General features: G+C 62.5%; 11 protein-coding genes and 1 pseudogene. 10 read left to right on the top strand and 2 right to left on the bottom strand.

The genetic code is table 11. The annotated features are described in order from the left end of the window. On the bottom strand, positions 1–1,368 hold a 1,368-nt coding region (locus ACZ9H4_RS26290; protein WP_476121597.1), incomplete at its 3' end, for an FAD-dependent oxidoreductase. 529 nt (positions 1,369–1,897) lie between these two features. On the opposite strand from ACZ9H4_RS26290, the gene ACZ9H4_RS26285 reads away from it, so the two are divergent. Continuing rightward, positions 1,898–2,455, top strand: coding sequence for a c-type cytochrome (locus tag ACZ9H4_RS26285; RefSeq protein ID WP_408147325.1), 558 nt, complete (start codon positions 1,898–1,900; stop codon positions 2,453–2,455). A gap of 160 nt (positions 2,456–2,615) precedes the next feature. Here ACZ9H4_RS26285 and ACZ9H4_RS26280 read toward each other — a convergent pair whose 3' ends face one another. Further along, the gene (locus ACZ9H4_RS26280; RefSeq protein WP_408152334.1) at positions 2,616–3,311 is read right to left on the bottom strand and encodes a GntR family transcriptional regulator; all 696 of its coding nucleotides are present in this window, start codon (positions 3,309–3,311) and stop codon (positions 2,616–2,618) included. A 507-nt stretch (positions 3,312–3,818) separates the two neighbouring features. Here ACZ9H4_RS26280 and ACZ9H4_RS26275 point away from each other — a divergent pair. From ACZ9H4_RS26275 to ACZ9H4_RS26235, 9 genes and pseudogenes are all read left to right on the top strand, one after another. Continuing rightward, positions 3,819–4,007 (top strand): annotated as a pseudogene (locus ACZ9H4_RS26275) (maleate cis-trans isomerase family protein); the annotation flags it as partial. 200 nt (positions 4,008–4,207) lie between these two features. Further along, a complete protein-coding gene (locus ACZ9H4_RS26270; RefSeq protein WP_408152333.1) occupies positions 4,208–5,065 on the top strand; it encodes a transporter substrate-binding domain-containing protein in 858 nt (285 codons plus the stop codon). Positions 5,066–5,078: 13 nt separating this feature from the next. Continuing rightward, positions 5,079–5,726 carry an amino acid ABC transporter permease gene (locus tag ACZ9H4_RS26265; protein ID WP_408152332.1) on the top strand — a complete coding sequence of 216 codons (648 nt, stop codon included), beginning with the start codon at positions 5,079–5,081 and terminating at the stop codon, positions 5,724–5,726. Positions 5,727–5,748: 22 nt separating this feature from the next. Beyond that, positions 5,749–6,582 carry an amino acid ABC transporter ATP-binding protein gene (locus ACZ9H4_RS26260; RefSeq protein ID WP_408152331.1) on the top strand — a complete coding sequence of 278 codons (834 nt, stop codon included), beginning with the start codon at positions 5,749–5,751 and terminating at the stop codon, positions 6,580–6,582. A gap of 22 nt (positions 6,583–6,604) precedes the next feature. Beyond that, positions 6,605–7,963 carry an amidohydrolase family protein gene (locus tag ACZ9H4_RS26255; protein WP_476121594.1) on the top strand — a complete coding sequence of 453 codons (1,359 nt, stop codon included), beginning with the start codon at positions 6,605–6,607 and terminating at the stop codon, positions 7,961–7,963. Beyond that, complete coding sequence (locus ACZ9H4_RS26250; RefSeq protein WP_408152329.1) at positions 7,960–9,147, top strand: ABC transporter ATP-binding protein; 1,188 nt, start codon at positions 7,960–7,962, stop codon at positions 9,145–9,147. The genes ACZ9H4_RS26255 and ACZ9H4_RS26250 overlap by 4 nt, the downstream gene beginning before the upstream one ends. An 86-nt stretch (positions 9,148–9,233) precedes the next feature. Next, positions 9,234–10,292 (top strand): ABC transporter substrate-binding protein, encoded by a 1,059-nt coding sequence (locus tag ACZ9H4_RS26245; RefSeq protein WP_476121591.1) that lies wholly within the window; start codon positions 9,234–9,236, stop codon positions 10,290–10,292. A gap of 6 nt (positions 10,293–10,298) precedes the next feature. Continuing rightward, positions 10,299–11,150, top strand: coding sequence for an ABC transporter permease (locus ACZ9H4_RS26240; RefSeq protein ID WP_476121589.1), 852 nt, complete (start codon positions 10,299–10,301; stop codon positions 11,148–11,150). Beyond that, positions 11,143–11,991 (top strand): ABC transporter permease, encoded by an 849-nt coding sequence (locus ACZ9H4_RS26235; protein WP_408323346.1) that lies wholly within the window; start codon positions 11,143–11,145, stop codon positions 11,989–11,991. Before ACZ9H4_RS26240 ends, ACZ9H4_RS26235 begins: the two co-directional genes overlap by 8 nt. Positions 11,992–12,027: the final 36 nt, after the last annotated feature.

The raw sequence follows: 12,027 nt of genomic DNA, 5'->3' as shown, positions 1-12,027 counted from the left end.
AGTCCGCTCGATGAAGGTCGCGCCCAAGCGCTCGATGACCGCGCGGCTATGCGCCGATCCGGTCGCGAAAACCTCTGCACCGAAAGCGCGCGCGAACTGGACCGCAACATGGCCGACGCCGCCGGCACCACCCTGGACCAGAACAGTATCTCCTGCACCAACGGCCATACGATCAACCAGACCCTCCCACGCGGTGATGACCACGGATGGGAGCGCAGCCGCCTCCCGCATCGAAAGGTTCGCCGGTTTTGCCGCCAGAAGGTCTGCGTCGACTGCCGCATATTCCGCGAGCGTGCCCTGCAGTCCGCCGACGCCGCCGGCCATGCCGTACACCTCGTCGCCGGGCACGAAATCCGTCACTCCGGAACCCACCGCTTCGACGGTGCCGCCAAGATCAATGCCGAGAATGGCCGGCAGACTAGAGAAACAGGGCGACTTGCGAACGCCGAATCTGAAGAGGAGACAGGCATGACGAACAAGAAGGTCTGGTACGAAGGCGAATCTTACGCAGAATCTTCTCAGGCTCGTCCGGGTCTGTGAGGACCCGTGTGCATTGCCGACGAGAAACTCAGCGACATCGAACCCGACTCCACCTGCGCCAATGATCGCTACGCTATTGCCGACCGAACTGCTACCACCGAGCACATCGATGTAAGACAGCACCTTCGGATGGTCCGCACCTTCAATGTCCGGTGTGCGCGGTCGCACGCCAGTTGCAACCACAATCTCGTCAAACCCTCCGCCTCTGAAGTCGGATGGCATCACATCCGCGCCAAGGCGAACGTCGACACCAAACGTTGCCAGACGCGTACGAAAATATCTGAGCATCTCGTTGAATTCGCTCCTTCCCGGAACCGCACGTGCGAGGTTCAGCTGTCCGCCAAGCGACGCCGCCGATTCGAATAGTGAAACATAGTGCCCCCGCCCGCTCGCATTGATTGCAAACGCCATTCCGGCTGGACCGCCGCCGATAACGGCAAGCTTCGTCCTTCTCGTAATCGGACTCGGGACAAACTCGATCTCGCGTCCGGCTCGCGGATTGACAAGACAAGTAGCGGAACGATCAGTGAAGATCCCGTCGAGGCACGCCTGGTTGCAAGCGATACAGGTATTAATCTCTCCCGGCCGACCAAGGCGCGACTTCTGTGCGAAGTCTGGATCGGCTAGCAGTGGTCGCGCCATGGATACGAGATCGGCCGAGCCCACTGCAAGAATCCTTTCAGCTCCATCGGGCGTATTGATACGGTTCGACGCAATCACAGGACAGGTAACGGCGGCCTTGACGTGCGCCAACGTCATGCAATACCGGGCCACGGCGCGTTTTGTCCAATAACGAGCGCTGCCGAATGTCTGCTCGCCACCGGTCAATGACGAATCTGTAATCAGCGAGCAAGAGTGCCGTCATTTACCGGATCCCATAATGACCGCACTGTCTCAACGCCAGCAAGGCGCGTTCAGGTTCAGTCGCCCGAGTCGATCGCAATCGCGGACGGAGCGCGCGTGTGCACCTTGATCGCACGAACGTTTACGTCCCGCTTAAAGAGGCATCCGGTATCGCCGGGCCTCCTTGTCGCAGACGACGACTCTCGCCGAATATCTGGATTCTCATGAATGCCCGCTTTGCCTTGCGATCGTTCTCGTCGCGCTTTCCACCGGCGGTTGTGCGAGTACTCGCCCGACTGAATCCGGAACAGGGACACCTCGAACAGGCGTGCGAACGTCGTCCTGGACGCCCGTCGCATGCCAGTCCCTGCACGTGCAGGCGAACTGCCCGGCCTGAAACTGCTGCTTGTTTCACGGCATATCCGTTGTTCGAGAATTGATGGCCACCTTGTTTGCGTGCATCTCCTTCAAGATTCAAACCGACAGTTATATCGCTTCCAACAGGTGATCAAACATGAGCATAGCTAAAGGCTCCTCTTTTCTTGTCCGTCATCCCACGCTCAGCGCTTTCGTTGCAGTCATTGTCGCGGCCGCGGCGGCCGGATTCGGCGTTATGTATTCGGGCCTGTACGATGTGTCGGCGGCATCCGGACACAACCCATTTGTCGCCTGGGCGCTGCACAAGACCTACATTCAGTCTCTGCACCGCCATGCGGCCGGTATCCATGTGCCGACCGACCTGATGACCGTCGCCAACGTCGAAGCCGGCGCCCGTCTCTATCGGAGCACCTGCGCGGCGTGTCACGGCGCACCGGGGCAAACGCTGAGCCCAATTGGCCAGGGCATCCTTCCGATGGCGCCGGAATTGCTAAGCGCAACACGCCGCAACAATCCTCAGATGATGTTTTGGGTGATCAAAAACGGCGTGAAAATGACCGCGATGCCCGCGTTCGGCAAAACGCAAGACGAGCAGACGATCTGGGACTTGACGGCGTTCCTCTACAAAGGACGCGGCATTTCCGCTCAAGACTTCGACAAGCTAAGCGCAGCCAAACCGAACACCCGGCCGTAGGCTATTCACGTCGAATGGGCGCCAGGCGGCGCACGGCGCCAACACGAACCATCTGGATGCGCGCGGCGGCACCGCGCTGCAAATGGCTATCGCACAGCGCAATACGGCGGTGGCAGATGCACTGCGCCAGGCAAAAACAACAGAGTGAGGCCGGGCTATCTCAGGAGAAGATCGCTTCAATATCCGGCGACGCGTCTTTCACCACGTCGAAGTTCAGTGTCGCTTCGATATGTTGCAGGTGTTCCAGCATGCTCGCCGCAGCCTTTGCTTCGTCATGCGCTTCGATTGCATCGATCAGATCGCTGTGCTCGTGATGCGGGCACGCCGGCGCGTTGGGCTTGTCGTAAAGCGTGATGACGAGGCACGTCAACGGCGCGAGTTCTCGCATCATCCGCAAGAGGATTTCGTTGCCGATCATCTCCGCGATAAGCACATGAAACTCGCCTGACAGCCGGATGATGGCGGGCCGGTCATTCTGCTTGCGCGCGTCGCCTTCCTGCCGCACGTGCTTGCGTAACGCACGCACTTGCGCCGACGTTGCGGTACGGCTCAACAGTCTGGCCATTTCCGGCTCGATCATGCGCCGCGTGACAAATACGTCTCGCGCCTGCTGGACGCTCGGGCTGGCGATAAAGGCTCCGCGATTCGGCACCAGCTCGACCAGCCCCTCATGGGCAAGCTTGTTGAGCACTTCGCGAATCTTGGTCCGGCTCACGCCCGAGACTTCCGCGAGCCGCTCCTCAATCAATTTTGTCCCGGGTGCAAGGCGATGTTCAAGCACCGCCTTCTGGATGCGGCCGTAGATTTCCTCGTTCGTAAACGGCGCCCTGGGCGCGGCAACCTTACTGGCAGGCATGGAGGAGGCTCGGCTCAAAGGGTTTCTCGCAACTGGGGAAATGAATCGATGATAGACCAATCACGCGCGTTTTTGTACACAAAAATTCGATTGAGCGTGCGCATCGAAACCATTTTACACCGGAGGAAATCGCAATTTTTTGTATGCAACCATTCAATGGTGCTTGTCGGGTCTGACAACTTTGAGACCTCTTTTTGCGGAGCATTTTGGCCCCCGCAACAACCCTCATTTGGTGCCAATGATTCAATTTTGGTGCGCGCTCGCACCATCTTCCTGCCCGCGTACTTATCGTATTTTCCGCCACGATTCATTGAGGTTCGTTCCAGAGAAGGTGCTCAGGAAGCAGGCGCCTCCGCTATCGAACGCGCATCCAACATTGCATACAATCTCGTTTGTATTGCGTACAAATACGCAGATTTATGTTGGCACAAAGTTTGCATCAGGAGAATCCCTCAGGCAGCCTTTTCCGGCGTGGTCCGCCAGAAGCTCCCCTTGATATGGAAAATCATGACGCAACGCACTCTGATTGGCATGTTGACCTCGTCTTCCAACACGGTTCTCGAGCCGGTCACTTCGACGATGCTCGCGGGCCTGCCCGACGTCAGTGCGCATTTCGGCCGCTTCCGGGTGACCCGGATCGCACTGTCCGAACAGGCGCTGGCCCAGTTCGACGACGAGGAAATTCTTGCGCCCGCAACTGGCGCAACCGCTTCGGCCGTTGAACCCACGCATTGACGCGCACCGGGAGCTACCTCGCTTTGCCTTGCCAGCCGTCTATCGCAAGCAGGAATGGCTTGGCGGGCTCGCGCGGAACGTGCAGCGCATTCGGCACCTTCCGCGCCGCTTTACACGCTGTCTTTATAACCTGCGTACTGTGATTTTCTCTGGAGAGCCTGATGTTCGAACGATTTTCGCGTCGCCAATTCCTCCGGCGTGCTGGCGCGGCTGCAACCATGGTGTCGATTGGCCTGCCCCGCTTTGCGATGGCCACCGGGCTCACGCTTGACGACATCAAGAAGGCCGGCGTGCTGCGCATCGGCTGCGAAGCGACCTATCCGCCGCTGACGTATCGCGACGCGAGCGGCGCGATGATCGGCTACGACGTGGATCTCGCCAACGCGTTTTGCCGCAATCTCGGCGTCAAGGCGCAGTTCATCGACACGGTCTGGTCGGGCGTGATTCCGTCGCTCTACACGAAGAAGTTCGATCTGGTGATGAGCAGTCTGAGCTACACGGCCGAACGCGAGAAACACGTGGACTTCTCCGTGCCTTACGTCGAGGCCTCGCAGGCGCTGCTGATTCGCGCGGCGGATCTGAAGAGCGTCGCGAGCCTCAACAGCATGAACGGCAAGGTGCTCGGACTCAAGCTCGGCTCGCCGGGTCAGATACTCGAACCGAAGCTCGATGCGCAATTGAAAGCAGCGGGCGGGGCGGGTTTCAAGGGAGTGAAAACCTTCGACGACCATCCAGCCGCCTATATCGCGCTGGCAGAAGGCAAAGTGGACGGCGTGCTCAACACATTGCCGACGCTTTCGCTCGTTCTGAAGAATGCGCCGGGCAGATACGCGATCGTCAAGGGCATCGGCGCGGATAACTGGGCGGGCATCGCAGCACGTACGGATGACACCGCGCTGATCGGCTTTATTGACCAGCAATTGCGCAAGTTCAGAACAGACGGCACGTTGCGTACGCTGCAGCAGAAATGGTTTGGTTTCGACATGAACTTGCCGGATGCGATTCCGGTGCTGTCCTGAGAGCGCGGCGTCCATGGACTGGAGCATTATCGTCATGGCGTTGCCGATCCTCGCGGTCGGCCTGCTCGCCACGCTGAAGGTTTGCCTCGCGGCCATCGCGATTGGCATCGTGCTCGGCTTCGCGCTGGGTTTCGGTGCGCTCAGCCGCTTCAGGGCGGTTCGCATCGCCGTACTGGCGTATGTAGATTTCGTGCGCGGCACACCGCTGCTCGTGCAGATCTTTCTCGTCTATTTCGCGCTGCCCGTCATCGGCATCAACTTCGACGAGTACTGGGCCGGCGTCATCGCGCTCAGTCTGAACGCGGGCGGCTTCATCTGCGAGATCGTGCGCGCCAGCATGCAGTCGATCGATCGCGGCCAGACTGAAGCCGCGCAATCGATCGGAATGCGTCACGGCCAGATCGTTCTGCACGTGCTCTTTCCGCAAGCGTGGCGGCGCATCCTGCCGCCGCTCACCAACGAACTGATCTCGCTGATCAAGGGTTCGGCGCTGCTGTCCGCGATCTCCGTGTATGAGCTCACGCACGCCGGTCAGGAAATCATCGCAACGTATTTTTCGCCGTTCGAGATTTTCCTGCTGATCGCCCTCTACTACTACGCATTGATCTCGGCGCTGGCGTGGCTGTCGCGCTACCTCGAGCGGCGACTGCCGCAATACTGACTTCATGAGCTCGGGTTCCCGCATGTCTTCCATCGTTACCGTCTCTGACCGGCCCGCGGCGTCCGCTATGGACGCCACCGCGCGCGCGCATGAAGGCGGGGCTGCAACGCTGCTGTCCATAGAAGGGCTGCACAAGCGCTTCGGCGACAAGGTCATCCTGCCCTGCGTCTCACTGGAGGTCGGGCACGGCGAAACCGTGGTGCTGATCGGGCCGTCGGGTTCGGGCAAGACCACGCTCCTGCGCTGTCTCAACTTCCTGGAAAGACCGGACGGCGGCACGATCCGCCTTGGCGGCCAGCGTATCGGCTTGTCGGAGCAAGGCCGCGCGCTGCCCGAAGCCGAACTGGCGCGGCAGCGCAGCCGCTTCGGCTTCGTGTTTCAGCGCTTCAACCTGTTCGCGCATCTGAGTGCACTGGATAACGTCGCCGCCGGCCCGCAGCGCGTGCTGGGACTCTCGCGTGACGCGGCCCGCGCTCGCGCGCAAGTTGCCCTGGAAAAAGTCCACCTCGCGCAGCATGCCGACAAGCGGCCCGCGCAACTCTCGGGCGGCCAGCAGCAACGCGTGGCGATTGCCCGCGCACTCGCGATGGAGCCGCAGGTGATCCTGTTCGACGAGCCGACCTCGGCGCTCGACCCGGAACTCGTCAACGAAGTGCTCGACGTGATGCGCGATCTCGTCGCGGCCCGTATGACGATGATGGTCGTGACGCACGAAATGAGCTTCGCGCGCAACGTCGCGCATCGGGTGGTCTTCATGGACGCCGGCGCCATCGTCGAACAAGGCACGCCCGGCGACGTCTTCGGCCGTCCGCGCGAAGAGCGCACGCGGCGTTTCCTGCAGCACCTGCACACCTGAACTGAACCGGACCACCTGGCTGATGACTGCCCCACCTATCGAGCTTGACCTTGACCTGTTGCTACTGGGCGCCACCGTCGTGACGATGGACCCGGCTCAACCGCTGTTGCACGACGCGGCCATCGGCATTCGCGGCAACCGGCTCGCCTTTGTCGGCTACGCGCAGGATCTGCCGGTGCGGACACGCACGCGGACCACGCGCCGGCTTGCCGGACGCGTCATCGTGCCCGGCTACGTGAACGTCCATACCCACGCCATTCTGACAATGGTGCGCGGCGTCGCCGAAGACCTGGGCTTCGCGCCCGCCTACACGCCAGGGATTCCCCACGGCCATGACGTGCGCCCAGACGAAGCGATCGCGCTGGCGCGTCTCGGCGCACTCGAAGCGATGCTGTTCGGCTCGACGCTGATCAACGACAGCTACGTCCACGCCGATCTGACCATGGATGCCATGGCCGACCTCGGCCTGCGGGTGTATTCATGCGGCCGCCTGCACGACGTCGATTTCTCCGGCGTCGCGGACGGACGCTGGGAATACCATGCCGCGACCGGCGAGCGCACGCTCAACGACGCACTGGCGCTGGCCGGGCGCTGGCATCGCAAGCGCAACGGGCGCACAGGCGTCCAACTCGCCGTTCATGCGCCCGACACCTGCTCCGACGACTTTCTGCGGCTGATCGCCGAGGCGGCACGTACGCATGACCTCGGCGTGACGACTCACCTTGCGCAAAGCGGCACCGAAGTCGACGTGGTGAAGAAGCGTTCGGGCAAGAGCCCCGCGCAGTTGCTAGACGAGGTCGGGCTGCTCAATGAAAGGCTCGTGGCTGCGCACTGTCTGTATCTGGACGACGACGACATCGCACGCGTCGGACGGGCCGGCATCACGGTGGCGCACATCCCCAAGGGCAACGCGACGGGCGGCACGATGGCGCCCACGCCGCGTCTGCGCGCGGCCGGCGCGCGCATTGCATTGGGCACCGACAACATGCACGCGGATATGACCGAGGTCATGCGCTGGGCGCTGGCCATCGCGCGCATCCAGTTGGGCGAAGTCGCCGCGGACTGGCAACCCACCGATGCGCTCACCATGGCGACGCACAACGGCGCGCACGCCATGGGGCTTGGCGACGAACTCGGCTGCCTCAAGTCAGGCTGGCTCGCCGACCTCGCCGTATTCGATTTCCAGCGCGCGCATCTGACTCCGCACCCCAATCCGTTGGGCACGCTGGTGCACACGGGACTTGGGCGTGATGTCGAGATGGTCGTCGTGGATGGAGAGATCGTGGTGGACGGCGGTGCCCCCACGCGTTGCGACGCCGATGCCGTCATCGCGGCTGGAAAGCACGCCGCCACGCAACTATGGAAAAGGGCCAGCGCATGAGCACCCCGCACACTGTCGTTTCACAGCCGAAGCAAGGCGCAGCGGGCGCCCATCTTGCAGCTTCGCCAGCACGCACCTCGCAAGCCGGCGCCGCCGTGCAGATGCGTGGCATCCGGCATCGTTTCGCCGCCGTGCCGGTGATCGAAGACGTGACGCTTGAAATTGCCGCAGGCGAACTGGTTGCGTTGCTCGGCCCATCGGGCTGCGGCAAGAGCACCCTGTTGCGCATCCTTGCCGGTCTGCAGGTGCAGTCCGAGGGCGAAGTGCATATCGGCGGGCAACGCGTGGACGGCCTCGCGCCACGCCAGCGCGGCGTGGGCATTGTCTTCCAGAACTACGCGCTGTTTCCGCACATGACGGTCGCCGCCAACGTCGCCTACGGTCTCGAAGCCAATGGCGTCGCGCGTCGGGATGCTGCTCAGAAGGCCATGCAGATGCTGGAGATGGTGCGCATGGAAGCATTGGCGAAACGCTATCCGCGCGAGTTGTCGGGCGGTCAACAGCAACGCGTCGCGCTGGCGCGTACGCTTGCCGTCGAGCCGCGCATCCTGCTGCTCGACGAACCTTTTGCGGCGCTGGACAAAAACCTGCGGCTCGATATGCAGATCGAAATCCGCCGTCTGCAGCGCGAACTGAACATCACGACCGTGATGGTGACGCACGATCAGGAAGAGGCCATGAGCATGGCCGACCGGGTCGCGGTGCTCAATCGCGGGCGGCTCGAACAATACGACCCGGCGGTCGCGATCTACGATCGGCCCGCAACCCCCTTCGTCGCCACCTTCGTCGGCACGGCGAATCTGCTGCCGGTCACCTTGCGCGTGCACGGCAACCAGTGCCTGGCAACCTTCGACGACGGCGCCGTGCTGACCGTTGCCCAGCCCGGCCCGTGGCGCGACGCCGGCGCGGCGCTACTGGCGGTTCGCCCCGAGCAATGGGCGTGGCAGTTGCCGCAGCCCGGCGCCAGCGCGCGTCAGCTGCTGGCAACGGTGCAATTGGCGATGCCTATCGGTCCCACGCTGGTGGTCGATCTGCAGACCGATGCCGGACAGACCGTGAAGATTTCCGTGCCGCGCGCAGAGGGCGCCGAGTTGCGCCCTGGCATGCGCGTCGCGCTCGATTTCAAGCCGGGTGCGCGAGTGCGCACGTTCAAGGCGGCGCAACCCCATACCGCAGGTGTTTAGCGCACGGTCACGATCGTCCTGGTCCAACCTGCCGCCCGCTTCGTTATCGCCGGATCATCCTGTTTAACTATCCATCCAGAGGTTCTATGTCGCTGATCGATCACCAACGTCGCAAGCTCCTGCAACTGATGGGCGCAGCGGGGGCTGTCGGCCTGTCGCCAGGCAGCCCGCTTGCCATGGCGGCGTCCCAATCCCTCGCCGCCACCACGTTTCCCGGTGCATGGGAAGAGTCGCAACGCAAGATACTGTTGCCCGCGTTTCGCAAGGCTGCGGGCGTGAGCGCCGTGCTGACCGCATCGCAAGCGGTCGATACGCTGACCAAGCTGGTGGCCGCGCGCAACAACCCGCCGTTCGACGTGGTCATGATGGACGAGGGACCCTACCTGCAGGGCGTCGCGCAGGGCGTGTTCGAACCCATTCCGGCAGCCCGGGTGCCGAACCTGGCGAATCTGCCCGCGCGCTTCGTCGACCCGAAGGGTCTGGGCGTCTATGTGTCCGCGCAGGTCTATGGCATCGCGTACAACACGGAGCGCGTGAAGACCGCGCCGAAATCCTGGAATGATCTGCTCAAGCCGGAATTCAAGGGCCGCGTCGGCCTCGTGAGTCTCGACTCCACCTTGGGCACGGTATGGATGGTGGCGCTCGCCAAGATGCTGGGCGGCGACGAGGATCATATGGACCCGGCCTTCGATTACATCAAGCGGCTGATGCCGAACGTCGGCGCGGTTGCCGCCAATCCGGGCGCACTCGGCACGCTGTTCCAGCAAGGTCAGGTGGATATTGCCTGCCACTACATCAACAATGTGGAATCGCTGAAGGCCAAGGGCGTGCCGGTGGCGCTCGCGCGCCCCGAAAGCAACTGGGGCATGGTGCGCAGCACGATGAATATCGTGAAGAACACCCAGGCGGCGGATCTCGCCGCGGCGTATATCAACACCGCGTTGAGCGTCGAAGTGCAGCAGCAGATGACGAGCGCGCCCTACTACGTCGCGCCGACCAACACGAAGGTGCCGTTTGGTGCGGCGCTCGCCGCTGTCGCTCATAACGCCAATGAGATGACGTCGTTCGTGCAGGTCGACTGGGCACGCATCAATCCGCGCCGCGCTGAATATATCGACCGGTTCAACCGTCTGGTCAAGGCCTGACGCATCATGAACGCGAATCACCGGATGCCGCGCGACTGGCTGCTCGTGCTGCCACTGGGTCTGTTCTTCATTGCGTTTGTGGGCGTGCCGCTGTTGCTCGTCGCGCTGATCAGCCTGCACAACGACACCGCCATGACGCATTTCGGCTTTCGCCAATACATGGTCTTCTTTGGCGACAGCTATAACCGCGGCATCCTCTGGCAAACACTCTGGCTTGGGGTCGCGACCACGCTGGTGACGATCGTGCTCGGCTATCCGGTCGCGCATCTGTACGTGGTGAGCCCGCCGCGCTGGCGGCGTGTGCTGATCGTGCTGATCCTGCTGCCGCTTCTGACCAGTTCGGTGGTGCGCACGTTTGCGTGGGTCGTCATTCTCGGCAATGAAGGACTGGTCAACGCGCTGCTGGTGGCGCTCGGGTATACGGGCCAACCGGTCAAGCTCCTGTACACGCCGCTGGCGGTGATCCTCTCGCTTGCGCAGATCGAATTGCCGTTGATGGTGTTGCCGCTCGTCACCTCGCTCACGTCGCTCGACACGCGCCTGCCCGAGGCGTCGCATGCGCTGGGCGCCAGCAGCTGGCGCACCTGGTGGAAGATCACCGTGCCGCTTGCGATGCCGGGTCTGCTCAGCGGAACCTTGCTGGTGTTTACCGGCGCGGTCAGTGCGTTCGTGGTTCAAACCCTGGTGGGCGGCGGCCAGCTGATGTACATGCCGTTCTACATCTACGAACAGGCCATCCAGACGCAGAACTATCCGTTTGCGGCGACGCTTGCCGTGATTCTGCTGGTGAGCGTGCTGCTCATGGTGACCTTGCTCAACTATTTCGGCCGCAAGACCAGAGGGTTTGTCCATGGCTAATTCCACGCTTGCCGCGCCCGGCGTCATGCCGGCGCGCCGCACTCAGCCGGGTCGCCTGTCTTTCAATGCGGTGATGGGCCTGATGGGCGGCATCGGGCTGTTGATGCTGATCGGGCCCACGCTGATCGTACTGGTGACGTCGCTCACGTCGGGCTACTCGCTGAAGTTTCCCCCGCCGGGACTGTCATTGCGCTGGTATCAGGCGCTGATCTTCGATTCGCCGGAGATCATCGACGACCTGCTGTTGAGCCTGAGGCTCGCTGCCGCCGCGACCGCCTGCGCGACCGTGCTGGCGGTCGCCGCCGCGGTGACGCTCGCGCGCCGCCGCACGTTCTCTGCGCGACTGCTCGATTCGTTTTTCATGGCGCCGCTGACCATTCCGTCGCTGGCACTGGGGTTGGGTATCCTGATCCTGTTCAACCTCGAAAGCGCGGGGCTCTCGTTCTACAGTCTGCTCGCCGGACATATCGTGCTGTGCGCACCGTATGTGCTTTACACGACGTCGGCCAGTTATGCGCAGCTCGATCCCGCGCTGCTCGACAGCTCGACATGCCTCGGCGCTGGCGGCTGGTTCACGTTCCGCCGCGTCGTACTGCCGGCGTTGGTGCCAGGCATTGCGTCGGGGGCGTTCATTGCGTTCATGAACTCGTTCGATAACGTCGCGCTGTCGCTGTTCCTGTCGGACGCGCGATCTGAAGTGTTGCCCATCCACCTGTGGCATATCATCGAGGACAGCCTCGACGTGCGGGCGGCCGCGGCCTCGGGTGTGCTGATCATCGCCACCTTGATTTCCATGCTGCTGATGGAGCGGCTCGCCGGCTTGTCGCGGCAGTTTCGCTAGCCGTCGCAGTCAACCCCTTCCTTTGATCACTCAGAA

This window comes from Paraburkholderia sp. TE9906, assembly GCF_056279605.1.
Note: the sequence above shows the minus strand (reverse complement) of the source record. Positions and strands in the feature narration are given on the sequence as shown.